The sequence below is a fragment of the Arthrobacter ipis genome (assembly GCF_014694315.1).
GTDB classification, from domain to species: domain Bacteria; phylum Actinomycetota; class Actinomycetes; order Actinomycetales; family Micrococcaceae; genus Arthrobacter; species Arthrobacter ipis.
The window spans coordinates 306,328-332,718 of sequence record NZ_JAAOXD010000001.1 but is presented as its reverse complement, the minus strand read 5'-3'; the positions used below and the strand labels follow the sequence as shown (position 1 = coordinate 332,718).

Genomic DNA, 26,391 nt, shown 5'->3' with positions numbered 1-26,391 from the left:
TCAGCCGGTCTGCAGTCTTCAGGCGATCTGCCGCGTCAGCCAACCTGGTGCAGCCAGCGCACCGGTGCGCCTTCGGCGGCGTGTCTGAAGGGTTCCAGCTCCTCGTCCCACGCCTCGCCGAGGGCAAGCGACAGCTCGTGGTAGACGGCAGAGGGGTCGCCCGCGCCGGCCTCGTAGGCGTAGCGGATCCGGTCCTCGGACACCATGATGTTGCCGTGCACATCGGTCACGGCATGGAAAATGCCCAGCTCAGGTGTGTGGGACCAGCGTCCGCCGTCCACGCCCTGACTGGGTTCTTCGGTAACCTCGAAGCGCAGGTGTGCCCAGCCCCGGAGGGCAGACGCCAGCTGCGCCCCTGTCCCCTGCGCGCCGGTCCAAGACAGCTCCGAGCGGAACATGCCGGGCGCGGCGGGCTGAGGGGTCCATTCCAGGTCCGTTCGCTTGTCCACGACGGATCCGATGGCCCACTCAACATGAGGGCACAGTGCGGTAGGGGCCGAGTGAATAAACAGCACACCGCGGGTCATTGCAACAGACATTCCATCCTCCATAGCTGTAGGTACGTCTTCCCCAACGACCTGCATGGACGGGATACTTGCTGCTTTGGGCGCCGCGTGGTGCCGGTGATTCCTGCCAATCTATGTAATTGTCTGCCGGGCCGACAAGAGGCGCCTGAAACGGGTGCTTCAAGCACAACTTGAAAGTTGCCGAACTTGGATCTTATTGTGCCGTACGCCGTCTAATTACGCCAGTGCAATTCGGCGTGGTGTAGAAGACTCGCCGGCGGAAAGCGCCTAGGCGCGCGGGTGGGCCTGCTGATAGCTCTTACGCAGCCGGTCCACCGACACGTGGGTGTAGATCTGCGTGGTGGCGAGGCTGCTGTGACCGAGGATCTCCTGGACTGCCCTCAGGTCGGCGCCGCCATCGAGCAAATGCGTGGCGGCAGTGTGCCGCAGGGCGTGCGGGCCCGTGGCGGAGGTATCGCCCAGTGCGTCGAACAGTCCCTTCACCACGCTGCGGACCTGGCGCTGGTCCACGCGGCGGCCGCGCATCCCGAGGAACAGGGCCGGACCGCTGTCCGGAACTGCGAGCTTTCCCCGCCCGCGGCGCAGCCAGTCGTCGACGGCGAGCGCAGCCGGGAGCCCGTACGGCACCGTCCGTTCCTTGTTGCCTTTACCGAGCACACGGACGGTTCTGCGGTCCGGGTCGAGGTCATCGAGGTCCAGACCCGCCAGCTCGCCGACGCGGACACCGGTGGCGTAGAGCAGCTCCACCATGGCCCGGTTGCGCAGGGCCACGGAATCACCGTCTTTCGCTGCTTCGTTGAGGTCGTTTAGCAGCCGGGCGAGCTGCTGCTGCTGCAAAACTCCCGGTAGTGAACCGTCGCGTTTCGGGGCCTGCAGGCGCAGGGCAGGATCGGTTTCGACCAGTTCTTCCCGGAGCGCCCATGCGGTGAAGGCCCGCGCCGTGGCGGCACGGCGGGCAAGGGTGGAACGTGACGCGCCCGCCTCGCTTTGGCTGCCCAGCCAGCGCCGGAGGGTCCCCAGCTCGAGCCCCGCTGGATCGGAGACTCCTTCAGTGGCCGCATAGCCCAGCAGGCTGGAGACGTCTGACAGGTACGCGCGCACCGTGTGCTCGGACCGGGCCCGCTCCCCCGTCAGGTACCGTCCGAATTCCGTGATGGCCTCGGCGAGGGCGGCCGGCAGTTCCTGTTTCTCCACTCCCCCACTGTCCCAGCATTTGGTACGGAATCAAGGAACGGCACGCTGATCATGCGACAGCACGGAGCCGCCCGGCGAGGGGGACGTCGCCGGGCGGCAGGCGCTACGTTGATTGCTTGGTGCGCTTCCAGCCTCCCTTCTCGGATACGGCCAGTCCCAGCAGCGCCAGCCTGCCAAGGCCCGCGCGCACCGATTCGGCGCCCAGTCCGGCGACACTGCAGAGTTTTTCGACGGAGCTGGCGGCCCGCAGCGGGAGGGCGTCCAGCAGGATCAGGTCCTCGAGCGTCAGGCCGTCGTGATCGGCGGACTGCCCGCTCCTTTCATCAGGCAGGGACTGGCCGCTGGGCGACGCAAGCTCGGCGATCTCCCCGGCGTCAGCGACGCAGACAGCGCCGCCCTCGCGCAGGAGCCGGTGGCACCCGGCCGAGTTGGCGCTGTGGACAGATCCGGGGACAGCTCCGACCGCACGGCCCAGGGTTTCCGCGTGATGGGCGGTATTCAGGGCTCCGGACCGCCACCTGGCCTCCACCACAACCGTGACGGAGGCCAGGGCAGCGATAAGCCGGTTCCGCTGAAGGAACCGGTAGCGGGTGGGGGCGGAGCCGGGCGGGACTTCGGCGAGCACGGCGCCCTGATTGGCTACAGCACGCAGGAGATCCTCGTTGCCGGAGGGGTAGAAGCGGTCCACGCCGCCCGCCATCACGGCGATGGTCGGCATGGCATCGGTGCCCCCTGCCAGGGCCGCCCGGTGTGCGTGGGCGTCAATCCCGTACGCACCGCCGGACACCACAGTAAAGCCCCGCTGCGCCAGCGAGTAGGCAAGGTCACCGGTGACTGACGCGCCGTAGCTGGTGCTGTCCCGCGAGCCCACAAGGGCCACCGCCTTGGCTGCCGGGGGAAGTTCGAGCTCGACGCCCCGCCACCACAGGCAGATCGGCTGGTGCAGGCCAAGGTCGTCCAGTTGCCGTGGCCAGAGCCCGTCCGCCGGGATGATCATCCGGCCGCCCAATCGCTGCATGGTGGCCACGTCGCGCTCCGGGGCGAGGTCGGAGATCCTCGGCGCCCAGCGTTTCAGCGCTGCGCCGAGGCCGGCCCATGAAGTCACGGCACTGTGCTCTGCCAGCAACCCGGTGATGTCGTGTTCCAGCCCCGGCCCGTAGCTGATCTGGCCGGTGGCGATCCTCAGGGCATCCTCAGCCCCGACAACGTGCACCAGGGCCAGGCCCGCCACGTCCTGTGGCTCCATCAGCCTGGACAGCGCGGCCCGGGCAAGTCTCTCGTTGGGCATTGGCATTCCTTTCACGCCGCTGCTGAGGCGGTCTGGCGGAGGCTCAGGGCCTGTCCGATGTCGTTCCCGTCCGGCTGCTCCCGGCCAGCGAGGTCTGCCAAAGTCCAGGCGAGGCGCAGGACACGGTCGTAGCCCCTGGCCGTGAGGACGCCCCGTTCCAGTGCATGGTCCAGGATCCGGGTTGTGGCGGACGCCAGTCTCAGCTCGCCGCGCAGGATGCGTCCGGACACCTGGGAGTTGGTTTCCATGCCCCAGGGCTGAAGCCGCTGCAGCTGGCTTGCCCGGGCAGCCAGGACGCGAGCACCGACCGTTGCGCTGTTCTCCGCGCCCCCGGACTGGCCAAAGTCCGCCAGCGACACACGGTCCACCTGCAGCTGGATGTCTACACGGTCCAAGAGCGGCCCCGACATGCGCGACATATAGCGGCGCCGCATGTAGGGGGTGCAGGTGCATTCAATGCCCTTCCCGGAAGCCTTGCCGCACGGGCACGGATTGGCTGCCAGCACCAGCTGGAAACGCGCGGGGTAGGCCGCTGCTCCGGCCGAGCGGTGGATGACCAGCTCGCCGCTCTCAAGAGGCTGCCTGAGTGCATCGAGGACCCTGCGTTCGTATTCGGGCGCTTCGTCCAGGAACAGGATGCCGCGGTGCGCCCGCGACGCCGCGCCGGGCCGCGGAAGCCCCGACCCGCCGCCGATGATCGCCGCTGCTGTGGCCGAGTGGTGGGGATTCTCGAAGGGCGGCCGCCGGACCAGCTGCACCCCGGCTGAGGGGAGCCGGCACAGGGAATGAATCGCCGTCACCTCCATCGCCTCGGTGTCGCGCAAATCGGGCAGCAGCCCGGGAAGCCGCTCGGCCAGCATGGTCTTGCCGGCGCCGGGCGGGCCGATCAGCAGCAGGTGGTGCGCACCGGCGGCGGCTACCTCAAGGGCGCCCCGTGCCTCTGCCTGTCCGGACACGTCACACATATCCGGAACAGGCGTATCCGAGGAGACAGGCCCAGTCCCGGCGGGTTCATCCTCCGGTGCGAAGTCGAGGACAAGTTCCTGCGGGTCAGCGCCGAAATCAAACACCAGCCGCGCCAGGGTCCGGTAGCCCCGGACCTTCGCACCGGGGACGAGTTCGGCCTCTGCTGCATTTGCCTGGGCCACCACGATGTCGTGGAACCCGGCCTGCACAGCGGACATCACGGCCGGCAGGATGCCGCGGACAGGCCTGAGGCGTCCGTCCAGTCCCAACTCGGCGATGAAGACGGTGCGCCCCGTGGGCCTGATGTCCTCCGCGGCACGCAGAACCGACATCGCGATGGCAAGGTCGAAGCCGGAACCGCGCTTGGGCAGGGACGCCGGAATGAGGTTGGCGGTGATCTTCCGCCGGCTCAGCGGAATACCGGAGTTCTGCGCCGCCGAGCGGATGCGGTCACGGGCTTCGTTGAGGGAAGCATCCGGCAGGCCGAGGAGCACAAAGGCCGGCAGTGTCTGGCCGATATCGGCCTCCACCTCCACGATGTAGCCGTTCAGGCCGACGAGGGCCACCGAATAGGCTCTCCCCAGCGCCATCACAGCACCTCCCTGAGGTGCTCTACGGTGGGTTTGCCGACGCCGTCGTCCAGCACGGCGATGACGTCCACCCGGCGCAGCGGCAACCGCAGTCCATGGTCGCGGCACCAGGCCGAACCCAGTCGGTGCAGCCTGGCGAGCTTGTCTGCGCCCACTGCTTCAAACGGGTGACCGTAGGCGAGCGAACGCCGCGTCTTCACCTCGGCAATGACAAGGGCATCGCCGTCCAGTGCGACGATGTCGATTTCGCCGTCCGGGCAGCGCCAGTTGCGCTCCACGATCAGCATCCCCAGCGATTCCAGGTACTCCGCCGCGAGCTCTTCCCCGCGCCGGCCCAGCAGATCCTTGGCTTTCATATCCACCTCCGCATCAAGACTGCGGGGGCGGGATCACACGGAACAGGGCACTGTCACGCTATGTGGAAAGGTCGCGGGATCCTGGGGAAGGGCGGCGGGCATGCGGGAGAATCACCGGCTGTGGAGGGACAGTGGCCCGCAGGCAGCACCCCGGGGAGACCGGGGAGACCCGGGAGGGTCGGGAACCTCAGTTGCCGAGGTCGACGTCCTTGGGCAGCGCGAGCTCCTCGTTGCGCGGCAGTTCCTCGACGTTGACGTCCTTGAACGTAATGACGCGGACGCTCTTCACAAACCGCGCAGAACGGTACACATCCCAGACCCAGGCGTCCTGCAGCGTGAGGTCGAAGTAGACCTCGCCGTCTGCGCTGCGAGCCTGCAGGTCCACGTGGTTGGCGAGGTAGAAGCGCCGCTCGGTCTCGACCACATAGCTGAACAGACCCACGACGTCGCGGTACTCACGGTAGAGCTGGAGCTCCATGTCGGTCTCATAGTTCTCAAGGTCTTCGGCACTCATGGTTCCATCTTGCACCATGCGGCAGGAACCCGCGCACCGCGCTGCCCGGAGAGCAGGTCCGCTACTCGGACAGCAGGTTCCAGCTGACCCGGTGGTAGGGGCTCGGGCCGCGGGTGCGGATCGCTTCCCGGTGCAGCGCCGTGCCGTAGCCCTTGTTGACGTCCCAGCCGAAGTCCGGGTACTCGAGGTGGAGCTGCTGCATGTGCTGGTCGCGCTCGACCTTGGCCAGGACACTCGCCGCTGCGACGCTCAGGCATTGCATGTCCGCCTTGACCAGGGTGTGGACGGGCGCGTCGCAGCCGGGGTCGGTGACGGCTTCGTCGAACAGCGAGGGCTGGACGGCGGGTGAGAGCCAGTTGTGGCTGCCGTCCAGCAGGACGACGTCGGGCGTGATGCCGGCGCTGAGGATCTCGAACCAGGCCCTGTTTCCGGCGGCGCGGAGGGCGCCCATGATGCCGAGGTCATCGATTTCACGCGCACTCGCGTGTCCGACGGCGGAGGCGACGCTCCAGGCCCGCACCAGCGGGTCCAGGCGTTCCCGGTCTGCCGCCTTGAGCAGTTTGCTGTCCCGGACATCGGCCAGCAGTTCCATGTGCTGCAGGTCCACGACGGCGATTCCCACGCTCACCGGTCCGGCAAGGGCCCCGCGGCCTACTTCGTCGACGCCGGCCAGGAACCGCGCCCCGCGGGGCAGGAAGCGCTTCTCGTAGTCAAGGGTGGGTGCAACGGACATGGCTAACCTGCCGACGGCACATTCTTGAAGACGTCGGGATAGTTGTTCAGGGCCGCCCAGCGGTTCATCGGCCAGGCGATGACTGCTGCCTTGCCTTCGATGTCGGCGATGTCCACGAAGCCACCGTTGGTGTCGGTGTGGGCACGGGAGTCCGCCGAGTGATTGCGGTTGTCCCCCATCACCCAGACCTTGCCCTGCGGCACCACGACGTCGAAGGTGCGCACTGCGGGAACTTCGGCCGGATTGACGTACGCCTCGTCCAGCCCGGCGCCGTTGACGGTGACCTTTCCGCCGGCGTCACAACAGATGACGTGGTCCCCGGGCAGCCCGATGACCCGCTTAACCAGGTGCTGCTCGGAGTTGTCCGGCAGCAGGCCGACGAAGGTCAGCCCGTCCTCAACAACGCTGAACGGCCCGTCCGCCTTTTGCGGTGTGGGCGGCAGCCAGCCCTTGGTGTCCTTGAAGACGACGACGTCGCCACGCTCCAGTGCGAAGGGCTCAGGCACGAGGAGGTTCACGAAGATGCGGTCGTTGATGTCCAGCGTGTTCACCATCGACTCGGACGGAATGTAGAAGGCCCGGAACAGGAAGGTTTTGATGAGGAAGGACAGCACGACCGCAATCACCACCACCGTGGCGATTTCCTTCAGCCACAGCAGGAAGGGGTTGCGGGGACTGCCCTTTTCCTGGCGGCGGGCGCCGGCAGGAGCAGGTGACCCGGGTCCGGATCCGCCGGGAGCGGGCACGTCCGAAACGGGCTCATGGGCGGCATGCCGTCCCGGCCCCGCAGAAGTCTGCTGCGGCTCGGAGCTCCCGGGATCGATTTCCGGCATCTACTGTACGTCCTTTGTTGTTGTTATGGCCGCCAACGGCGGCCGCGCCACTGACGCAAATCTATCAAGCGGCCAGAGAATCTGTACCGGCCTGCCGATCACCCTGTCCGACCGCACCATGCCGCCGCCCGGCGCCCCCAGCAGGCTACGGGAGTCCGCGGACACCGACCGGTGGTCCCCGAGCAGCCACAGCCGGCCCTCGGGAACAGTCACGTCGAACTTTTGGGTGCTCGCCGCATCACCGTCATAAAGGTAGGGCTCCACGAGCGGCTGACCGTTGACTGTGAGGCGTTTGCCGGCGTCGCAGCAGACCACGTGGTCGCCGGGAAGCCCGATGACCCGCTTTACATATGTAGTATCACTGCCGGACAGTCCCAGCCAGTGTCCTGCCGCTGCCGCCGCTTCCTGCAGCGGACCCGCCCCGCTGTTCAGCGGGGCGAACGAGCCCCGGCCGTCGAACACGACGACGTCGCCCCGCCGGATCGGTTCCGACTGGAAGGCGGTGCGGGACACCAGAATCCGGTCACCCGTGCCGAACAGCGGCTCCATTGAGGCAGACGGAATGTAATAGACGTCCAGCCAGAGGGAGCGGATCAGCCCGCTGACCAGGACGGCAGCCAGCACTGCCAGCAACACAAAACGCCAGCCCGGTTTCCCTGGCTGGCGTTTTGTCTGGTCCATGATCCGTATCCTGTGGCGCTGTTGCGGATGGCTCCGGCGCTGGCCGGACACGGGTCGGGGACCCGCCGTGAAAGTCCGTTGGACTTACTTGGCGGTGCTGAAGTCGCGCTTTTCCTTGATCTTCGCAGCCTTACCGCGCAGTGCACGCATGTAGTAAAGCTTGGCGCGGCGGACGTCACCCTTGGTGACAACCTCGATCTTTTCGATGATCGGGGAGTGCACCGGGAAGGTACGCTCAACGCCGACACCGAAGGAAACCTTGCGGACGGTGAAGGTCTCGCGAATGCCGTCGCCCTGGCGGCCCAGGACGAAGCCCTGGAAGACCTGGACACGGGAGTTCTTGCCTTCGATGATGTTCACGTGAACCTTGAGGGTGTCACCCGCGCGGAACTGGGGAACGTCAGTGCGCAGCGAGGCTGCATCTACGGAATCGAGGATATGCATTGATCCACTCCTGGTGAACGCCACAGGTCATCCACTTTGGGTCACGGCGGCCAAGCCCGGATATTTCCGGGAAACGCTGCCGAAGTGTTGAGGTCCGGCCCCACCACTTTTGGCGGTACCGGGGTGTCTTGCTGTTGGCTACGCTCCCCCTGTGGCAGGCGCGGACCCAGCAGACACAAGGATTAATTATGCCCCATATGGAACGAATTGGTTAATTATGGGACGTTGCGTTCCATATGGGACGCTCCCCGGTCAACAGGCGGACCCTAGGCTTCCGGCCGGCGCCTGAGGTGACCGTCGACGACGTCGTACCCCAGGTCCCCGAGAGCGGTGCGGTCCGCACGGGGCAGGGTCCCGGCGTCGAACGTCTGCAGCAGGTCAGGACGGCGTTCCGCCGTCCTGCGGTACTGCTCGTGCCGGCGCCACTGCGCGATCTTGCCGTGGTTGCCGCTGAGCAGGACGGCCGGGACCTCCCGGTCGCGCCAGACCGACGGCTTGGTGTAGACCGGGTACTCAAGCAGGCCGTCTGAATGCGACTCTTCGACGAGCGACTCGGGGTTTCCCACCACGCCGGGGAGCAACCGGCCGATGGCTTCCACCATGGCCAGTACAGCCACTTCACCGCCGTTGAGGACGTAGTCGCCGAGGCTCACCGGGCGGACCGTGAAGTGCTCCTCGGCCCATTCGATGACGCGCTCGTCAATACCCTCGTACCGCCCGCAGGCGAACACCAGCTGCTCCTCGTCGGCAAGCTCGTAGGCCAGCGCCTGGTTGAAGCGCTCCCCCGCCGGCGACGGGACGATCAGCACGGGCTTGGCCGCACCGGCCGGCCGGGCAGCCGCCACGGATTCGAGCGCCTGGGCCCACGGCTCGGCCTTCATCACCATGCCGGCCCCGCCGCCGTACGGGGTGTCGTCCACGGTGCGGTGGCGGTCGGTGGTGAAGGTGCGGAGGTCGTGCACGTTCAGGTCCAGCAGCCCGTCCTGGCGGGCCTTACCGATGAGCGACAGTTCCAGCGGTGCCAGGTACTCGGGAAAGATACTGACGACGTCGATTCTCATCTACGCTTTGGCCTCCGGCTCAGCCTCTTCCCCGGCGGAGTCCTCGGCGAAGCCTTCGGCGGAGTCCGAGCCCCTGGTCTCCGGGTCCTCCCCGCTCTCCTCGTTGACCTCGAACAGGCCAGCCGGCGGAGTGAGCAGGACATAGCCCCCCTCGACGTTCACCTCGGGGACGATCTGTTCCACGAACGGGATGAGGATTTCCTTGCCGTCGGCCGTTTCGACGACGAGCAGGTCCTGCACCGGCATGGTGTTCAGGGCGGTGATCTTGCCAACGGCCTGGGAGCCGACGCGGGCCTCGAGGCCCACGAGCTCGTGTTCGTACCAGCCCTCGTCGTCGTCCTCGTCGAGTTCTTCGGTCTCGATGAACAGCTTGGCGCCGCGCAGGGTCTCGGCGCGGTTCCGGTCGGCCACCTCGTCAAAGCCGAGCAGGAGGATGTCCTTGTTCCAGCGGGCACTGCGCAGGGTGAGCGGCCCGGCTGAGGCGGGTTCCACCACAAACTCGGTGCCGGGGACGAACCGGTCCCCGGGCGCGTCGGTGAGAACCTGGACTGTCACCTCGCCGCGGATTCCGTGGGGCTTGCCGATACGGGCCACCTGAAGCTGCATGTGTTCCTCTGTTTTGGGCTGCGTGTTGATGTACGACTTTTGCGGGCGTCCTGAAGACTTTCAGGGCCCAAAGCAGTCCGGCCCCTCCACCGTTACTGGTGGAGGGGCCGGACGTTAAGGCAAGTGTTGCAGGCGCGTTACCGGCGGCGGTCGGTGTCGACGACGTCGACCCTGACCTGCTCGCCATCTGCCAGCGCCGCCACGACCGTGCGAAGTGCGCGCGCGGTGCGGCCCTGGCGTCCGATTACCCGTCCCAGGTCTTCCTGGTGAACGCGCACCTCGAGGGTATCCCCGCGGCGGTTGTTCTTGGCACTGACTTTGACATCCTCAGGGGAGTCGACAATGCCGCGGACAAGGTGTTCGAGCGCTTCTGCCAGCAACTTACTCAGCCTCGGTGGTCTCTGCTTCAGCCTCGGCGGGGGCTTCCGATGCCTTGGCCTTCTTGGTGATGGCTTCCGGGATGATCACGGAACCCTTTTCCGGAGCAACGAATGCTGCCTTGTCGGCCTTGGTCTTCAGGGTGCCTTCCTGGCCCGGCAGACCCTTGAACTTCTGCCAGTCACCGGTGATCTTCAGGATCGCGGCGACCTGCTCCGACGGCTGCGCGCCGACGGACAGCCAGTACTGTGCACGCTCGGAGTTGACCTCGATGTATGAGGGCTCTTCGGTGGGGTGGTACTTGCCGATCTCTTCGATGGCACGGCCATCACGCTTGGTGCGTGAATCGGCGACGACGATGCGGTAGTACGGTGCGCGCATCTTACCGAAGCGCTTAAGGCGAATCTTTACGGCCACTTTTGTGGTCACTCCTGTTTCTGAAACGGGGTTGAACCCGCGTTCTGCACCCGTGGGGCGGGCCGTACTGGGGGGTTCGAAAAGGACAGGATCCGGACGCGGAGAGAGGGGCCACGCAGATCGAGTACCTGTTTATTGTGCCAGATCGTCCGCGTTATTTCGACTTGACATGCGGACGGAGTCTTTTGGGGTGCCACAGGAAGACCAGACGGCACTAGGAAGACCAGACGTAGAGGCCGGTCCGGCTGCCTTCGTCCACGGTGCCGGCGAGCTCTGCCAACTGCTGGACGTAGTTCTTGGCTTCTCCGGCGCCAAAGGGCATGTCATCCTCGGCGGCCCAGCGCTCAGCCACCTCATCCAACACATTGCCCTCACCCTCGGATTCGTAAGTGAGGAGTTCGGCCAGCGCCCGGACCATCGCCGCCGGTACGCCCAAAAGTGAATCGCTGGCCACGTCCACCATGGCGAGCTCGTAGTCCGCGCCCGCGGCGTGCACCGCGGCACCCGCGAGGTCGCCGAGCTGTTCGATCTCAAAATCACTGATGCCGGCAATCCGGATGCCGTCTCCGGCGGCGGCGCCACCCTCCAGCGCCTCTGCACGCTTGAGGGCGTCATTGTGGGTGGCGACAAACACTTCGGTGAAGCCCATGGATGCGTCCTCATTCCGTCGGGGGTGCATGCCCCGGCAGCGGCAGTACCGGCCGGGGCTCTTCGAAATCAGCCTAACCCAACTGCGCTCACGCGACTGAGCGCACGGCGACACGGAGGCGGTTGCGCCACGGATCCTCAAACCGGAGCTCGGCGCCGGTGTGGTGGGATTCGACTCCGGCGACCCTGAGGCGGTCGGCGAGGGCGCCGACGTCGTCACCGGACGGCACCTCGATGAGCACCTCGCCCAGGCCCAGCGTGTCCCGGCGCGGGCCGGCGCCTCGGCTGTTCCAGACGTTCATGGCCATGTGGTGGTGGTATCCGCCGGCCGACACAAAGAGCGCCTGGCCGTGCCAGCCCGCCGTTTTTTCGAATCCGAGGGTGCCGACGTAGAAGTCATGGGCCGACTGGACGTCGCCCACCTGCAGGTGGACGTGCCCCACCTCCGCGTCGGTGCCGCGCTGGCCTTCCACGGACTGCTGCGTGAGGTGGTCCTGCAGGTACTTCTGCGGCGGCAGCGCCAGGCTGTCCATGACCACGTTCTTGCCGTCCCAGGACCACGCCTCGCGCGGGCGGTCCCAGTAGAGTTCGATCCCGTTGCCTTCAGGATCGGTGAAATAGAACGCCTCGCTCACCAGGTGGTCGGCGCTGCCAACGAAGGACTGCGGCTCGTACTGGGCGGCACTGGCAATGGTGGCGGCCAGCGAGGACTGGTCCTCGAACAGAAGCGCTGTATGGAAGAGGCCGGCCTCGCCGCGGCCGGGAATGTTCAGGCCCGGGGCGGGAGCGAGGTGCACCAGCGGCGTCTTGAGCCGGCCGAGGTAGAGGCCGCCGTCCTGCTCGGCGACGACGTCGAGGCCGAGGGCGCGCTGGTAGTAGTCGGTCATGAGCTTCATGTCACCCACCTTGAGCATGACGGTGCCCATGGTGAGGTCGGCAGGAAGCAAGTCCTGGCTGCTGTCTGCTGCTGTCATTGAATACTCCCGGATGTCCGGGCCGCCGGATTTCGGCAGCCTCTACATCTCTAAATTACTTGAAGCTTCAATTTATTCCTAATGCAAGACCTTTCCCCGAAGCACCACATTCGTGAGGCTCCGGATGGTCTCCGGCTCGGTGCGTGGGTCCTCCCGGCACACCACCACGTCGGCGTCCGCGCCCTCCGCCAGGCCCTCGGCCCCCAGCCAGCGGCGCGCACGCCAGCAGGCCGCTTCCAGCGCCGCACGTGCCGGGAGGCCGGCGGCGTGCAGTTCGAGGATTTCGTCCGCGATGCGGCCGTGGCGGATCACGCTGCCGGCATCCGTTCCCGCGTAGATTTCGACGCCGGCCTCGTAGGCTTCCAGGACACGCTCGCGACGGCGGGCCCACAGTGCGCGCATGTGCTCCGCATACTGCGGGAACTTCTGCTCGGCCTGGCTGGCGATGTCCGGGAAGGTGGCGATGTTGACGAGTGTCGGCACAATCGGCACCTTCTGCTCGACGAACCGCGGAATGTGCCGGGGCAGCAGGCCCGTGGCGTGCTCGATGCAGTCGATGCCGGCGTCCAGCATGTCGTCCAGGGTGTCCTCGCCAAAGCAGTGGGCCGTGACCCTGGCCCCTTCGTCGTGGGCTGCCCGGACGGCGTCCCGCACGGCCGCGGCAGGGAATGACGGCGCGAGGTCGCCTGCGGTCCGGTCGATCCAGTCCCCCACCAGCTTGACCCAGCCGTCACCTTCCCGGGCCTGCTTGCGCACCGCCTCCACGAGGCCCTCCGGCTCGACTTCCACCGCAAAGTTCCTCAGGTACCGGCGGGACCGGGCCACATGCCGGCCTGCCCTGATGATCCGGGGCGTGTCGGCCCGCTGCTGCAGCCACCGGGTGTCGCTGGCCGCTCCGGCGTCCCGGACCAGCAGCGTGCCGGCGTTGCGGTCCGTTATGGCCTGGTCATACGCCACGTCGTCGTCCACGGCACCGCCCGGCCCCAGCCCGATGTGGCAGTGGGCATCGACGAAGCCGGGCAGGACCCAGCCGTCCAGGACGGCGTCCGGCCGCTGGCCCGGAGAACTGAACGTCAGCTTCCCGTCCACCGCCCAGAGCCCGCGGCGTTCCTGGTCCGCAGCAGTGAGCACGGGTCCGCTGAATTCAATGATGTGCGCCATGGTTCCAGCCTAATCGGCTCCCCGTAACGGAGATCCGGCTTGGTCTTCACAGATGGCCGGGCGAAATCCGGGGTGTGGTAGCTTCGTCTACGACCACACGGGTGCCCCTGCAGGGGCTGAGATCAGGCTGGTGCAGCCTGCGACCGTTGAACCTGTCCGGGTAATGCCGGCGAAGGAAGTGAGCAGTAAATTGAGCACCCAGAAATCACAGCAGAGCCCTGCCCAAAACGGTTCCGCTACCGTAACGCAGTCGCTGAAATCCCATTCACTGGCTTATCTGGAGGGGGACGGCCTGCGGGTTCCGGTAACGGAAATCGCCCTGGAGCCTTCACCGAACGGCGAGCAGAACGATCCGCTGCGCGTTTACCGAACGGCCGGTCCGGGCAGCGACCCGGTGGTGGGACTCCCGCCGTTCCGTGCGGACTGGATAGCGGCACGGGCAGACACGGAGACGTACGACGGACGTGAACGGAACCTGCTCGACGACGGCAAGTCAGCCGTGCGCCGCGGCGCGGCTTCCGCCGAATGGAAGGGCGCCAGGCCGGTGCCCCGCCGTGCGGCAGAAGGAAGGACCGTGACGCAAATGCACTATGCGCGGCAAGGCACCATCACCCCCGAGATGCGCTTCGTGGCCCTCCGCGAGAACTGCGATGTGGAACTGGTCCGCAGCGAACTCGCTGCCGGACGGGCCATCATTCCCACCAACATCAACCACCCGGAATCCGAGCCGATGATCATCGGCAAGGCGTTCCTCGTGAAGATCAACGCCAACATCGGCAACTCGGCCGTCACCAGCTCCATCGCCGAGGAGGTGGACAAGCTGCAGTGGGCCACCCAGTGGGGCGCGGACACCGTGATGGACCTGTCCACGGGCGACGACATCCACACCACCCGTGAGTGGCTCATCCGCAACTCCCCCGTCCCCATCGGCACGGTCCCGATCTACCAGGCCCTGGAAAAGGTCAACGGCGAAGCGAACGCCCTGACTTGGGAAATCTTCCGCGACACCGTCATCGAGCAGTGCGAACAGGGTGTGGACTACATGACCATCCACGCCGGCGTGCTGCTGCGGTACGTCCCGCTCACGGCGAACCGCGTCACCGGCATCGTCTCCCGCGGCGGCTCGATCATGGCCGGCTGGTGCCTGGCCCACCACCAGGAAAACTTCCTGTACACCCACTTCGACGAGCTGTGCGAGATCTTCGCGAAGTACGACGTCGCCTTCTCACTGGGAGACGGCCTCCGGCCGGGAGCGACGGCGGACGCCAATGACGCCGCGCAGTTCGCCGAACTGGACACCCTGGCTGAACTGACCCAGCGGGCCTGGGAGTACGACGTCCAGGTCATGGTGGAAGGGCCGGGCCACATCCCGTTCCACCTGGTGCGCGAGAACGTTGAGCGCCAGCAGGAGCTCTGCAAGGGTGCGCCCTTCTACACGCTGGGCCCGCTGGTCACGGACGTGGCCCCCGGCTACGACCACATCACCTCGGCCATCGGCGCGACCGAAATCGCCCGGTACGGCACGGCAATGCTGTGCTACGTCACGCCCAAGGAACACCTGGGCCTGCCAAACAAGGACGATGTGAAGACCGGCGTCATCACCTACAAGATCGCCGCCCACGCGGCCGACCTTGCCAAGGGGCACCCCGGCGCGAACGAGCGGGACGATGCGCTGTCCAAGGCCCGGTTCGAGTTCCGCTGGCGCGACCAGTTTGCGCTGTCCCTGGACCCGGTGACGGCCGAGTCCTTCCACGACGAGACACTGCCTGCCGAGCCTGCCAAGACGGCGCACTTCTGTTCGATGTGCGGTCCCAAGTTCTGCTCCATGCGGATCAGCCAGGACATCCGGAACGAGTACGGCTCAGCCGAAGCGCAGGCCGCCCTCGCGGAGATGGCGGAGGGCATGCGCGAGAAGAGCCAGGAGTTCCTGGCGGCGGGCGGAAAGGTATACCTGCCGGAGCTGCGGCTTCCGGAGTCGGCCCGCAACTGACCGGCGTTGGTGACCACGTCCGGCTGGCATTGGGGGCCAGCCGGACGTGGGCGCGGAACGTTGGTCAGGAGGCCGAGTCTTCAGGAGGCCCGGGGCTGCTGCCGGCGGCTGACCTCGGAGATGAATGACCTGATGAAGCGGTCACCCTCCGGCGAGTCGTGGGGCCGGTGCCCTCCCGCAGCAATGCGGTGCAGGGCGCCGGTCTCGCGCAGGTATCCCGCGATTTCCTCGTACAGCGGCTCCCAGCCGCCGGTGACGACCAAGGTGGGAACACCCGGCACGATCTGCAGCGGCGCCTGCCACGGCGGTGCCTGCAGCCGCAGTCTCCTGGCCGCGCGCTTCGCCTCAGGGGTGCTGGGCTCCGGCGTGTCCGCGGCGAAGGCGCGGCGCAGGAACTCGCGCTCGTAGTCGTCGTCGCCAAGCTGGTGCCGGACCTCGAACAAAGGCTCCATCAGGGCCCGGTGCGCGGCGGTGGCCGGCAATTCAGCGGTGAGCGACAGGCATGCCGGCTCCACGAGCGTCAGCGAGAAGACAAGGTCAGGGCGTTCGACGGCGGCCATCATCGCTGCGATGGCCCCCTGAGAATGCGCCACAACGTGGCCCCCGGCGGCCCCGCGGCCGTCGTCGGCCAAGGACCGCAGCACAATGCGGGCGTCCTCGGCGAAGTCGGTTTCCAGCGGCTCTGCTTCGGCGTCAAAGCCGTGGCGCCGCAGAAACAGGGCGTCATACTGCAGGGCCATGCCGTGCTGGCGCGGCCACGCAACGGAGCCGAAGTTACCGGCACCGTGGACGAACACTACCCGCTGCTTAAACATGACCCAACCTTATGGCAGCGGTCTGACATCGGCACCGGCCGACATGACCGTGCTCCCTATTTGCCGCCCATGAACTTGTCGAAGCCCTTGGGGAGGTTCAGCTGGGACGGATCAAAGTCGCCCGACTGCTGGCCGAACGCGGCTCCGGTGGGCACCGCCTTGGCCCCGGCGGCCCGCCTGGCCTCGGCCTCGCGAAGCTCCTGCGCCGCCTTGGCAGGGTTGCCGGAACGGGCCTTCTTCTTGGGCGCGTTCTTGCCGCCGCCCTTGCGGGCACCGCCTGCCCCCATCCCGGGCATCCCGGGCATTCCCGGCATGCCGCCGCCCTGGGCCATTTTCTTCATCATCTTCTGGGCCTGGGCGAAGCGCTCCAGCAGCCCGTTGACCTCGGATACGTGCACGCCGGAGCCACGGGCGATGCGGGCCCGGCGGGAGCCGTTGATGATCTTGGGAGCCACGCGCTCGTGCGGGGTCATGGAGCGGACAATGGCCTCCACCCGGTCGATCTCGCGCTCATCGAACTGCTCCAGCTGCTGCCGGATGTTCTGCGCACCGGGCATCATCATGAGCATCTTCTTCATGGAGCCCATTTTGCGGATCTGCTGCATCTGGGCCAGGAAGTCGTCGAGCGTGAAGTCCTCCTGGTCGGCGAACTTCTTCGCCATCCGGGCGGCTTCATCCTTGTCCCAGGACTTTTCAGCCTGCTCAATGAGGGACAGGACGTCACCCATGTCCAGGATGCGCGAGGCCATCCGGTCCGGGTGGAAGAGTTCGAAGTCGTCCAGGCTTTCACCTGTCGAGGCGAACATCACGGGCTTGCCGGTGACCGACGAGACGGACAGCGCGGCACCGCCGCGCGCGTCGCCGTCGAGCTTTGACAGCACGATGCCGGTGAAGTTCACGCCTTCATCGAAGGCGGTCGCCGTATTGACGGCGTCCTGGCCGATCATGGAGTCGATCACGAAGAGGACTTCGTTGGGCACAATGGCGCGGCGGATCTGGCGCGCCTGCTCCATCATGTCGGCGTCGACGCCGAGACGGCCGGCGGTGTCAACAATAACGACGTCGTGCAGTTTCTGGCGTGCTTCCTCGACGCCGGCCCGTGCCACGGCGACGGGGTCGCCGGCCGGGTGCGCCAGTTCGGAGGTGGCGCCCGGGTGCGGAGCGAAGACGGGAGCTCCCGCGCGCTGGCCCACTACCTGCAACTGTGTCACGGCATTGGGGCGCTGGAGGTCACAGGCGACGAGGAGGGGGCTGTGGCCCTGCGCCTTCATCCACTTGGCCAGCTTTCCGGCCAGGGTGGTCTTGCCGGCGCCCTGGAGGCCGGCGAGCATGATGATGGTGGGGCCGGTCTTCGCCATCCGGATGCGCCGCGTCTCGCCGCCGAGGATCTCAACAAGTTCCTCGTTGACGATCTTCACGATCTGCTGGCTGGGGTTCAGGGCCCCGGAGACCTCGGCGCCAAGCGCGCGTTCACGGACCTGCCCGGTGAACTCGCGGACCACCGGCACGGCAACATCCGCGTCCAGCAGGGCGCGCCGGATCTCGCGGACTGTGGCGTCGACATCTGCCTCGGTGAGGCGGCCCTTGCCGCGAAGGTTCTTGAAGGTTGCTGTCAACCGGTCAGAGAGTGAATTGAACACGCGCCGTGCACTTCTTTCAGTGGATGTACGAGACTCGACTATCTAGGGTATCAAGACACGCCTGCAAGGTGGCATGCTGGCAGGGTGACGAGCCAAACGACTGTAAAAACCCTGCTCATCCTCGGTGCCTCCGGCGATCTCACCGGACGGCTCCTCCTTCCCGGCCTGGCCAGGCTGGTGGCCACAGGACGTGCCGCCGGCCTGCTGCTCGTGGGGGCCGGATCGGACCCGTGGTCACCCGAACAGTGGCAGGAACGCGTGCACACCGCCTTTGACGCTGCCGCCGAAACGGCGACGGACGCCGGCAGGGACGCGCTGGCGGCCATGGCGAAGTCCACGGAATACCACCAGGCCGACGTCACCGCTGACGGCCCGCTGGCAGAACTCCTGGCCGGCCTCGAGGGGCCGGTTGCGGTCTACTTCGCCTTGCCACCGCAGGTGAGCCAGAAGGCCTGCGAAATCCTGCGCCCGGAGCAGGTCCCCGCCGGGACCCGTCTGGTCATGGAGAAGCCCTTCGGCGCTGGCGAGGAGTCGGCCCGCGAGCTCAACCGGACACTCCTGTCCCTTGTTCCGGAGGACCACATCCACCGGGTGGACCATTTTCTGGGCAAGGCCACAGTCCTGAATATCCTTGGCCTGCGGTTCGCGAACAATTTCCTGGAGCCGGTCTGGAACCGCGACCACATCGCCAAGGTAGAAATCATCTTCGATGAGGACCTGGCCCTGGAGGGCCGGGCACGCTACTACGACGGTGCGGGCGCGCTGCGCGACATGATCCAGAGCCACCTGCTGCAGATCATGGCGCTGCTGGCCATCGAGCCGCCGGCCACCATCGGCGAGCGCGACCTCCGCGACGCCATCGCCGCCGTCCTGCGGGCCAGCAGCATCAAGCCGCCCTACACGGACAGCACCCGGCGGGCGCGCTACCTGGCGGGAAGCCTCGGCGGCAAGGACATCCCCGATTACGCCGCGGAAGAGGGCGTGGACCCGGACCGGAACACCGAGACCCTGGCCGAGGTGCGCGTGGACATCGACAACTGGCGCTGGAAGGGGGTGCCGTTCATCCTCCGTTCCGGCAAGGCCCTCGGGACCAAGCGCAAGGAGGCTGTGGTCACCTTCCGGCCGGTGCCGCACCTGCCTGCCGGATTCACCGGCAGGGACACTCCCAACACGCTCCGGATCGGCTTCGGCCCGGACACCCTGGAGCTCGACGTCGACGTCAACGGCCCCGGGGACATCTTCAGCCTTGACCGCGCCGCGCTCGTGGCCGAGCTCAACGCCTCCGAGCTGCTGCCTTACGGGGAAGTGCTGGAAGGCGTCCTGACGGGAGACCCCCTGCTGTCGGTCAGGGGCGACACCGCCGAGGAATGCTGGCGGATCGTGGAGCCGGTGCTGGCTGCCTGGGCGGCCGGCAAGGTGCCGCTGGAGGAATACCGGGCCGGCTCCGGCGGGCCCGCACCCGAATAGGCTTCCCGCCCCCAAAACGGTTAACGCGCAGAGAGGGCCGGTCACCATTGTGGTGACCGGCCCTCTCGCTGCGTTGGGCTGGTGGCCGGTTAGATGGCGGCTACGCCGCGTTCACCCGTCCGCACCCGCACTGCTTCGAAGACATCGACCGTCCAGACCTTGCCGTCGCCGGCCCGGCCCGTGTTGGAGCTGGCGATGATGACATCCAGGATGTCGTCAGCCTGTTCGTCCGTGGCGAGCACCTCAACGCGGATCTTGGGCAGCAGGTCCACGTTGTACTCGGCGCCGCGGTAGACCTCGGTGTAGCCGCGCTGCCGGCCGTAGCCGCTGGCCGCACTGACCGTCAGGCCCTGGACCCCGTAGGCCTCCAGTCCTTCACGGATCGATTCGAGCTTCTCCGGACGAACGATTGCTGTGATCAGTTTCATGCCCCCACGCTTTCCTTACCTGTTGCTGCTGCTGTCTTCTTGCCGTCGCTGTCTGCGGGAACAGCGTCGGTGCCGCTGGCCTGCCCGCCGGTGATCAGCTCGTGCAGGGGCTGGAAGCTGCCGCCGTGGCCGCCGACGCCAAACTCGTAGGCCGTTTCTGCGTGCAGGCTGAGGTCCACGCCCACTGCTTCCTGCTCCTGGGAGACCCGGAAGCCCATCGTCTTGTGGATGGCCACTGCGATAATCGCGGTCAGGACAGCCGAGTAGGCGATGGCGATGCCGGCTGCCGCCAGCTGGGCCCAGAGCTGGGTGAAGCCGCCGCCGTAGAAGAGGCCGCCGCCGACGCCGTCGGTCGGAAGGGCGATGAAGCCGAGGGCAACGGTGCCGATGATGCCGGAGACGAGGTGGACGCCGACGACGTCCAGGGAGTCATCGAAGCCCCAGCGGAACTTGAGGCCGACGGCGAGTGCCGAGGCCACACCGGCGACGACGCCGAGTCCAAGGGCACCTACCGGGCTGACGTTTGCACAGGCGGGGGTAATTGCGACCAGGCCGGCAACCACACCGGAGGCAGCACCGAGCGAGGTGGGGTGGCCGTCACGGACACGTTCGGTGACCAGCCAGCCGAGCATGGCCGCAGCCGGAGCAGCCAGGGTGTTGACCCAGATCAGGCCGCCCTGTTCCGCGGTGGTGGCGGCGCCGCCGTTGAAGCCAAACCAGCCGAACCACAGGATGGCCGCGCCGAGCATGACGAACGGGATGTTGTGGGGGCGGTGGTTCGGGTCCTTGCCGAAGCCCTTGCGGTTCCCGATGATGAGGACCAGGATCAGCGCGGCCACACCGGCGTTGATGTGGACCACGGTACCGCCGGCGAAGTCGATCGCGGGGCCGAGAGCCTTGCCGATGGCGCCCTCGGGGCCGAAGAGACCGCCGCCCCAGACCATGTAGGCGAGGGGGCAGTACACCAGCGTGACCCAGACGGGCACGAAGACGCTCCAGGCGCCGAACTTGGCGCGGTCTGCGATGGCGCCGCTGATGAGGGCGACCGTGATGATCGCGAACGTGGCCGCGTAGCCGACCTTGATGAGGCCGTCAGGGGTGGTGATGCCCTCGAGGCCGAACGTGGCGAACGGGTTCCCGACAATTTGCAGGAACCCCTCGCCGGAGCTCATCGATGCGCCCCAGAGTACCCACACCACGCCGACCATGCCGATGGAGATGAAGCTCATCATCATCATGTTCAGTGCTGCCTTGGCGCGCGTCATGCCGCCGTAGAAAAATGCCAGACCTGGTGTCATGAACAGCACGAGTGCCGCCGCCACCATGAGCCATACGTGACCTGCGGTAAGTTCCATGGTGCACGTCCTCTCTGATCGAATGCTGCGGAGTGATCCGCCTGCCCAACGCCTTTTGCGTCCTGGATCAAGTTTTGCCGCGGTGTGTTTCGCTGGCGGAGGATTTAGATTGCCGGTCTGTTACAACAACCTCCCAGACGTAAATGGTGCATATCCTGCTTGTTACGGTTATGTTTCATCGCCCCCAAACGCCCGCCCTGCCTGTTTAGCAAGGATTCGCCGCTTCATGAGCCCACTCCCCCGTAATGCCGCGGGCAAACTACGTTTCACCACGGTCCGCCGCGCCGACGGCGCTCCGCTGCCCCGTGACATCAAGGTGATGCTTGTCGCAGCCTTCCTGATTGCGCTGGGCTTCGGCCTGGTGGCGCCGGTGCTGCCGCAGTTCGCCACCACGTTCGACGTCGGCGCTACGGCCGCCGCTGTCATCGTCAGCATCTTTGCGCTTATGCGGCTGCTCTTCGCGCCCGCCGGCGGTGCCCTCATCGGCAGGCTCGGCGAGCGTCCGGTCTACGTCGCCGGCCTTCTCATCGTGGCGGCGTCCACCGCGGCCTGCGCCTTCGCCCAGAGCTACTGGCAGCTGCTGGTGTTCCGCGGGCTGGGCGGTGCCGGATCGGTCATGTTCACGGTGGCATCTATGGCACTGGTCATCAGGCTGGCCCCGCCGGAGAGCCGCGGCCGGGTGTCCGGCGCGTACGCGTCGGCGTTCCTGATCGGCAACGTCTGCGGGCCCATCGTCGGCGGCCTGCTCGCCGGCTTCGGCCTGCGCATCCCGTTCCTGGCCTATGCGGGCGCGCTCGTCCTGGCTGCCCTGGTGGTGCAGACGCAGCTCAGCCATGTTCCCGGCTCTGCCCGCGGCCAGGCAGCGGCTGCGCCGGCCATGAAACTCGGCGAGGCCTTCCGCGACAGCGCCTACCGGGCCGCCATGCTGTCCAGCTTCGCCAACGGCTGGGCTACTTTCGGTGTCCGCATGGCCACGGTGCCGCTGTTTGCCGTTACCGCCCTGAACTCCGGGCCCGGGGCAGCAGGCTGGGCGCTGGCAGTCTTCGCCGCCGGAAATGCCCTCGCCCTGACCGTGTCCGGCCGACTGGCCGACAGCCTGGGCAGGAAGCCGATGATGGTGGCGGGGCTCGTGGTCACCGGCGCGGCGACGGCCGCGATCGGCCTGACGCAGGGGCTGGGGTGGTTCCTGGGCGCCTCGATGCTGGCGGGAGTGGGAGCGGGAATGCTCAATCCGGCGCAACAGGCCGCGGTCGCCGATGTGATCGGCCGCGAACGTTCCGGCGGACCTGTACTGGCGGCCTACCAGATGACATCGGACATCGGTGCCATCCTTGGGCCGGTGCTCGTCGGTTTGCTGGCCGACCGGCTGGGTTACAGCTGGGCCTTCGCAGCCACGGGCGCCGTGCTCCTGGTCGCCGCGGCAGGCTGGCTGGCCGCGCGGGAGACGGTGCACCGCGAGCCTGCAGACGCCACTTAAACCCATGTGGGTAGCAGCAGAGGGCGTTCCCAAGGCTGGGAACGCCCCCTGCTGCTACCCAGTTGGGAGCTGCTGTTTGGTGTGACGGGCCCTAGTTCAGGAGGGCGTCGACGAAACCCTCGGCCTCGAACGGCGCGAGGTCGTCCGCACCTTCGCCGAGGCCGATGAGCTTCACTGGTACTCCGAGGCTCTTCTGGATGGCGACGACGATGCCGCCCTTCGCGGTTCCGTCCAGCTTGGTCAGCACGATGCCGGTGATGTTGACCACCTCGGCGAAGACCCGTGCCTGGTTGAGCCCGTTCTGGCCGGTGGTGGCGTCCAGCACCAGGAGGACCTCGTCCACCTCTGCCAGCTTTTCCACGACGCGCTTGACCTTGCCGAGCTCATCCATCAGGCCGACCTTGTTCTGTAGGCGGCCGGCGGTGTCGATCATGACGACGTCGACTTCCTGGTCGATGCCGGCCTTGACGGCCTCGTACGCCACGGATGCCGGGTCCGCGCCGTCAATATCGGATTTCACGGTGGGAACGCCGACGCGCTGACCCCAGGTGGCCAGCTGTTCTGCCGCGGCGGCGCGGAAGGTGTCGGCCGCGCCGAGGATGACGTCCTTGTCCTCTGCCACGAGCACGCGGGCCAGCTTGCCCACCGTGGTGGTCTTGCCTACGCCGTTAACGCCCACCACCATCACGACGGCGGGCCTGTCCGCGTGCCGGTCTACCCGCAGGCTCCTGTCCATGGACGGGTCCACGATCTTGATGAGCTCTTCGCGCAGCAGCGCCTTGACGTGCTCGGGGTCGCGGGTGCCCAGGACCTTCACGCGTTCGCGGAGCGCATCCACCAGCTGCATGGTGGGTTCAGTGCCAAGGTCGGCCAGGAGCAGGGTTTCCTCCACCTCATCCCAGACGTCCTCGTCGATCTTGTCGCTGGAGAGCAGCGCCAGCAGGCCCTTGCCGAGCACGTTGTTGGACTTGACCAGACGCTCCCGGAGGCGGTTGAGCCGCCCCGCCACGGGCAGCGGCGTCTCCACGGGAATGGTTTCCAGGCCGGCCGCGTCATCCGGGACCTCGGTTTCCAGCCCTTCGAGGTCGACGGCGTCCGGCGCCTGACGATCAGCAGGCGCAGCCGGCCGGTCCTCCAGGAGGGTCCCTCCGCCGCCGAGCGGCTCAGCGGGGTCGTTGGCGTCCCGGGTGCCGAGGTATTGCGTGCGGGATTTCCGGGCCTTCATCAGCACCGGAACCAGCCCGCCGATAACTACCAGGGCAGCCAGAATGGGCAGAAGAATGGGGATAATGTCATTCACACCCCTAGCTTCTCACAAGCCACAGGTCCCTAAACGTCCGCTCCGAGCCGCTGGCTGATGACGGTGGACACGCCGTCGCCCCGCATGGTCACACCGTAGAGCGCGTCGGCCACCTCCATGGTTCGCTTCTGGTGGGTAATCACGATCAGCTGGCTGGATTCGCGGAGTTCTTCGAAGATCGTAATGAGTCGGCCGAGGTTGGTGTCATCCAGGGCCGCTTCGACCTCGTCCATGACGTAGAACGGCGAGGGCCGGGCCTTGAAGATGGCCACGAGCAGGGCCACCGCGGTGAGCGACCTTTCGCCGCCGGAGAGCAGCGACAGCCGCTTGATTTTCTTGCCCGCGGGCCTGGCCTCGACCTCGATGCCGGTGGTGAGCATGTCCGTGGGGTCGGTCAGGACCAGCCTTCCCTCCCCGCCCGGGAAGAGCCGGCCGAAGACCCGCACGAACTGGGCCGAGGTGTCCGCGAAGGCCTCCGAGAAGACCTTCTGCACGCGGTCGTCGACTTCCTTGATGATGTCCAGCAGGTCCTTGCGGCTGGCCTTGAGGTCCTCCAGCTGGGTGCTGAGGAACTGGTGGCGTTCCTCCAGTGCGGCGAACTCCTCCAGCGCCAGGGGGTTGACCTTGCCCAGCGACGACAGGTCCCGCTCCGCCCTGCGGAGTCGCTTTTCCTGGTCCGCGCGGACGAACGGCACGCCCTCCACCACCGGCTGGCCCCCGGCATCGACGGGTGCCCGCAGCGCCGCCCACTTGTCCGTGGAAGCGGAGGCGGGCAGGGGCACGGGCTGGTCCGGCCCGTAGTCTGCCACTAGCTGGTCCGCAGTCAGCCCCAGCTCCTCCACCGATTTCGTTTCCAGCGCCTCGATCCGGAGCCGCTGCTGGGCACGCCCCAGCTCGTCACGGTGCACCGAGTCGGTCAGTTCCGCGAGTTCGCGGACCAGCGCCTCGTTGGCCGTACGGATAGCGGTGAGTTCCCGGTCCCGCTGCTCCCGGACCTGCTCGGCAAGGTCCCGCTCCCTGCCGGCCAGCTCAACGGAAACGTCGCTAAACCGGATCAGGTGCTCCGCCACGGCCGAGACTGCCGCCGCCCTCTTGGCCTGGATCCTTCGGCGGCGGGCCCGTTCGGCGGCCTGTTCACGCGCCCGGCGCTCCGAGGCCGCCGCGCGCTCCAGGGAGGCGGCCCGGTTGCTGATGGCCGTGAGCTGCTCTTCCCGGCTGCGCAGGGACAGCCGGGCTTCCATCTCGGCCGACCGTGCGCGGGATGCGGCCAGGGCCAGCGCGTCCCGCTGTTCCGTGGAAGGTTCCTCCTCGGCGGGCGCGTCCTGGGCGGCCGCCAGCCGGGCTGTCACCGCCGTCAGCGCCTCCTGCTCGGCCACGATGTTTGCCTCCGCACGGGCCAGCGACGCGGCCAGCCGTTCGCTTTCGCCGACGGCGCTGCGAAGGACCGAGTTGAGGTGGCCCAGCCGTTCGGCCACCGCTGCCAGCCGGGCATCCGATTCATGCAGGCGCTCCAGCGCGGCGTCCGCGCGTTCCTGCGCCTCGGCGCGTCGGGCCTCGGCGGCAGCCAGGGCAAAGCGGCCCTGTTCGAGCCGGGCGGTGAGCGCCGTCAGACGGGACGCGGCGTCGTCGACGGCGGCCTGTACCTCAAGCAGCGAGGGCGCCTTCGCGGAACCGCCGGTGACGGTCAAGGCGGTGAACACGTCACCGGCGAGCGTCACGGCGGTAAGGTCGGGACGCCCGGCGACCAGCTCCGCCGCCGTGTCATGATCGTCGACGACGGCGGTGGCAGCGAGCAGCGTACGCACGGCCGCCGCCGTGGTTCCGGAGGCCGTTACCAAATCAGCCGCCGGGCGGGCCCCGGCTGGCAGGGCACGGCTTCCTGCAGCGGTTTTCCCCCCGGCAGCGGGCGCTCCTGCCGGAGGTGCCGCTGCCTCGAGCAGCAGCGTGGCACGGCCGGCGTCGTCCTCCCTGAGGAGTCGCACCAATTCTGCCGCCGTTCCGGCGTCCCGCACCACGATGGCATCCGAAGCGCTGCCCAGGGCTGCAGCGACGGCGGCCTCATAGCCCGGTTCAACGGTCAGTGCCCTCGCCAGCGGGCCGACCGTGCCAGCCACCCCGGCACCGAGGACATGCTCGGAGCCGTCCTTGCGGTTGAGGCCCAGCTGAAGGGCCTCGTGCCGTGCCTTGAGCGCGTCCCGTTCGCGGACGGCGTCGCGCTCGGTGCTTTTCATCGAATCGATCTCCGCGAGGATGCCGTCGAGGGCGGCGCTGGCGTCCTCGTATTCGGCGTCAAGGGTTTCCTCACCGTCCTCCGCGCCCGCCACCTGCGATTCCAGCGCCGTAAACTCGGACTGGGCATGCCGGCGGCGCTCATCGCCTGCGGCCAGGGATTCGCGCAGCCTGCCCACTTCGGCCTGGGCAGATTCCACCTTTGACCGCGCCGCGCCCACCTGGCCGGCCAGCCGCGCCAAGCCCTCACGCCGGTCTGCGGCGGCGCGCAGCGCGGCGGTGAGCCGCTTCTCCTCGGCCGCGGCGGCATCCTCGGCGG

The 26,391-nt window shown here is 67.4% G+C and carries 26 protein-coding genes and 1 riboswitch; of the genes, 3 read left to right on the top strand and 23 right to left on the bottom strand.

The features are described from left to right. Window positions 1-35: 35 nt before the first annotated feature. The 17 genes from G9E11_RS01465 to G9E11_RS01385 form a co-directional block, all read right to left on the bottom strand. Window positions 36-539, bottom strand: coding sequence for a DUF3145 domain-containing protein (locus G9E11_RS01465; RefSeq protein WP_003806074.1), 504 nt, complete (start codon window positions 537-539; stop codon window positions 36-38). A 255-nt stretch (window positions 540-794) separates the two neighbouring features. Beyond that, a complete protein-coding gene (locus tag G9E11_RS01460; RefSeq protein ID WP_190602318.1) occupies window positions 795-1,721 on the bottom strand; it encodes a tyrosine-type recombinase/integrase in 927 nt (308 codons plus the stop codon). Window positions 1,722-1,824: 103 nt separating this feature from the next. Then, window positions 1,825-3,009, bottom strand: a complete 1,185-nt coding sequence (dprA, locus tag G9E11_RS01455; protein ID WP_190602315.1) for a DNA-processing protein DprA — start codon at window positions 3,007-3,009, stop codon at window positions 1,825-1,827. An 11-nt stretch (window positions 3,010-3,020) separates the two neighbouring features. Then, window positions 3,021-4,565, bottom strand: a complete 1,545-nt coding sequence (locus G9E11_RS01450; protein WP_190602313.1) for a YifB family Mg chelatase-like AAA ATPase — start codon at window positions 4,563-4,565, stop codon at window positions 3,021-3,023. Beyond that, entirely contained in the window at window positions 4,565-4,921 is a 357-nt protein-coding gene (locus G9E11_RS01445) for a YraN family protein (protein ID WP_190602311.1), read from the bottom strand. The genes G9E11_RS01450 and G9E11_RS01445 overlap by 1 nt, the downstream gene beginning before the upstream one ends. A gap of 187 nt (window positions 4,922-5,108) precedes the next feature. After that, window positions 5,109-5,435 carry a DUF2469 domain-containing protein gene (locus G9E11_RS01440; RefSeq protein ID WP_003806068.1) on the bottom strand — a complete coding sequence of 109 codons (327 nt, stop codon included), beginning with the start codon at window positions 5,433-5,435 and terminating at the stop codon, window positions 5,109-5,111. 61 nt (window positions 5,436-5,496) lie between these two features. Further along, window positions 5,497-6,168 carry a ribonuclease HII gene (locus G9E11_RS01435; protein WP_190602308.1) on the bottom strand — a complete coding sequence of 224 codons (672 nt, stop codon included), beginning with the start codon at window positions 6,166-6,168 and terminating at the stop codon, window positions 5,497-5,499. A 2-nt stretch (window positions 6,169-6,170) separates the two neighbouring features. Further along, the gene (gene lepB, locus G9E11_RS01430) at window positions 6,171-7,001 is read right to left on the bottom strand and encodes a signal peptidase I (protein WP_190602306.1); all 831 of its coding nucleotides are present in this window, start codon (window positions 6,999-7,001) and stop codon (window positions 6,171-6,173) included. Further along, window positions 7,002-7,682, bottom strand: a complete 681-nt coding sequence (gene lepB, locus G9E11_RS01425) for a signal peptidase I (protein ID WP_190602304.1) — start codon at window positions 7,680-7,682, stop codon at window positions 7,002-7,004. Between the two features lie 84 nt (window positions 7,683-7,766). Beyond that, complete coding sequence (rplS, locus tag G9E11_RS01420; RefSeq protein WP_190602302.1) at window positions 7,767-8,126, bottom strand: 50S ribosomal protein L19; 360 nt, start codon at window positions 8,124-8,126, stop codon at window positions 7,767-7,769. 266 nt (window positions 8,127-8,392) lie between these two features. Next, window positions 8,393-9,187 carry a tRNA (guanosine(37)-N1)-methyltransferase TrmD gene (gene trmD, locus G9E11_RS01415; protein WP_190602300.1) on the bottom strand — a complete coding sequence of 265 codons (795 nt, stop codon included), beginning with the start codon at window positions 9,185-9,187 and terminating at the stop codon, window positions 8,393-8,395. Beyond that, window positions 9,188-9,793, bottom strand: coding sequence for a ribosome maturation factor RimM (gene rimM, locus G9E11_RS01410; RefSeq protein ID WP_190602298.1), 606 nt, complete (start codon window positions 9,791-9,793; stop codon window positions 9,188-9,190). A 137-nt stretch (window positions 9,794-9,930) separates the two neighbouring features. After that, the gene (locus tag G9E11_RS01405) at window positions 9,931-10,173 is read right to left on the bottom strand and encodes an RNA-binding protein (protein ID WP_076802241.1); all 243 of its coding nucleotides are present in this window, start codon (window positions 10,171-10,173) and stop codon (window positions 9,931-9,933) included. A gap of 1 nt (window position 10,174) precedes the next feature. Further along, window positions 10,175-10,588: a 30S ribosomal protein S16 gene (rpsP, locus tag G9E11_RS01400; protein ID WP_190603561.1), complete on the bottom strand. Its 414-nt coding sequence runs from the start codon at window positions 10,586-10,588 to the stop codon at window positions 10,175-10,177. Window positions 10,589-10,802: 214 nt separating this feature from the next. Beyond that, complete coding sequence (locus tag G9E11_RS01395; RefSeq protein ID WP_190602296.1) at window positions 10,803-11,237, bottom strand: hypothetical protein; 435 nt, start codon at window positions 11,235-11,237, stop codon at window positions 10,803-10,805. 88 nt (window positions 11,238-11,325) lie between these two features. Continuing rightward, window positions 11,326-12,210 carry a VOC family protein gene (locus G9E11_RS01390; protein ID WP_190602294.1) on the bottom strand — a complete coding sequence of 295 codons (885 nt, stop codon included), beginning with the start codon at window positions 12,208-12,210 and terminating at the stop codon, window positions 11,326-11,328. A gap of 78 nt (window positions 12,211-12,288) precedes the next feature. After that, complete coding sequence (locus G9E11_RS01385) at window positions 12,289-13,371, bottom strand: amidohydrolase family protein (RefSeq protein ID WP_190602291.1); 1,083 nt, start codon at window positions 13,369-13,371, stop codon at window positions 12,289-12,291. Window positions 13,372-13,458: 87 nt separating this feature from the next. Further along, a riboswitch (TPP riboswitch) is annotated at window positions 13,459-13,566 on the top strand. Here G9E11_RS01385 and thiC point away from each other — a divergent pair. Beyond that, the gene (thiC, locus tag G9E11_RS01380; RefSeq protein ID WP_190602289.1) at window positions 13,562-15,361 is read left to right on the top strand and encodes a phosphomethylpyrimidine synthase ThiC; all 1,800 of its coding nucleotides are present in this window, start codon (window positions 13,562-13,564) and stop codon (window positions 15,359-15,361) included. It overlaps the preceding riboswitch by 5 nt. An 80-nt stretch (window positions 15,362-15,441) precedes the next feature. On the opposite strand, the gene G9E11_RS01375 is transcribed toward thiC, so the two are convergent. Further along, window positions 15,442-16,176 carry an alpha/beta fold hydrolase gene (locus tag G9E11_RS01375; protein ID WP_190602287.1) on the bottom strand — a complete coding sequence of 245 codons (735 nt, stop codon included), beginning with the start codon at window positions 16,174-16,176 and terminating at the stop codon, window positions 15,442-15,444. A gap of 56 nt (window positions 16,177-16,232) precedes the next feature. Next, window positions 16,233-17,816, bottom strand: a complete 1,584-nt coding sequence (gene ffh, locus G9E11_RS01370; protein WP_190602285.1) for a signal recognition particle protein — start codon at window positions 17,814-17,816, stop codon at window positions 16,233-16,235. Window positions 17,817-17,900: 84 nt separating this feature from the next. Between ffh and G9E11_RS01365 the strand changes: the two genes are divergently transcribed. After that, window positions 17,901-19,283 carry a glucose-6-phosphate dehydrogenase gene (locus G9E11_RS01365; RefSeq protein ID WP_190602283.1) on the top strand — a complete coding sequence of 461 codons (1,383 nt, stop codon included), beginning with the start codon at window positions 17,901-17,903 and terminating at the stop codon, window positions 19,281-19,283. 89 nt (window positions 19,284-19,372) lie between these two features. Here G9E11_RS01365 and G9E11_RS01360 read toward each other — a convergent pair whose 3' ends face one another. Both G9E11_RS01360 and G9E11_RS01355 read right to left on the bottom strand, forming a co-directional pair. Then, the gene (locus G9E11_RS01360; protein WP_003806050.1) at window positions 19,373-19,711 is read right to left on the bottom strand and encodes a P-II family nitrogen regulator; all 339 of its coding nucleotides are present in this window, start codon (window positions 19,709-19,711) and stop codon (window positions 19,373-19,375) included. Further along, the gene (locus G9E11_RS01355) at window positions 19,708-21,066 is read right to left on the bottom strand and encodes an ammonium transporter (protein WP_190602281.1); all 1,359 of its coding nucleotides are present in this window, start codon (window positions 21,064-21,066) and stop codon (window positions 19,708-19,710) included. The genes G9E11_RS01360 and G9E11_RS01355 overlap by 4 nt, the downstream gene beginning before the upstream one ends. Before the next feature lie 226 nt (window positions 21,067-21,292). Here G9E11_RS01355 and G9E11_RS01350 point away from each other — a divergent pair, with 226 nt between their 5' ends. Continuing rightward, window positions 21,293-22,543, top strand: coding sequence for an MFS transporter (locus G9E11_RS01350; protein ID WP_190602279.1), 1,251 nt, complete (start codon window positions 21,293-21,295; stop codon window positions 22,541-22,543). A 91-nt stretch (window positions 22,544-22,634) separates the two neighbouring features. On the opposite strand, the gene ftsY is transcribed toward G9E11_RS01350, so the two are convergent. Together ftsY and G9E11_RS01340 are read right to left on the bottom strand one after the other, a co-directional pair. Then, a complete protein-coding gene (gene ftsY, locus G9E11_RS01345; protein WP_190602277.1) occupies window positions 22,635-23,843 on the bottom strand; it encodes a signal recognition particle-docking protein FtsY in 1,209 nt (402 codons plus the stop codon). 29 nt (window positions 23,844-23,872) lie between these two features. Then, window positions 23,873-26,391 (bottom strand): AAA family ATPase (locus G9E11_RS01340; protein ID WP_246468633.1); only part of this gene is annotated, 2,519 nt, incomplete at its 5' end.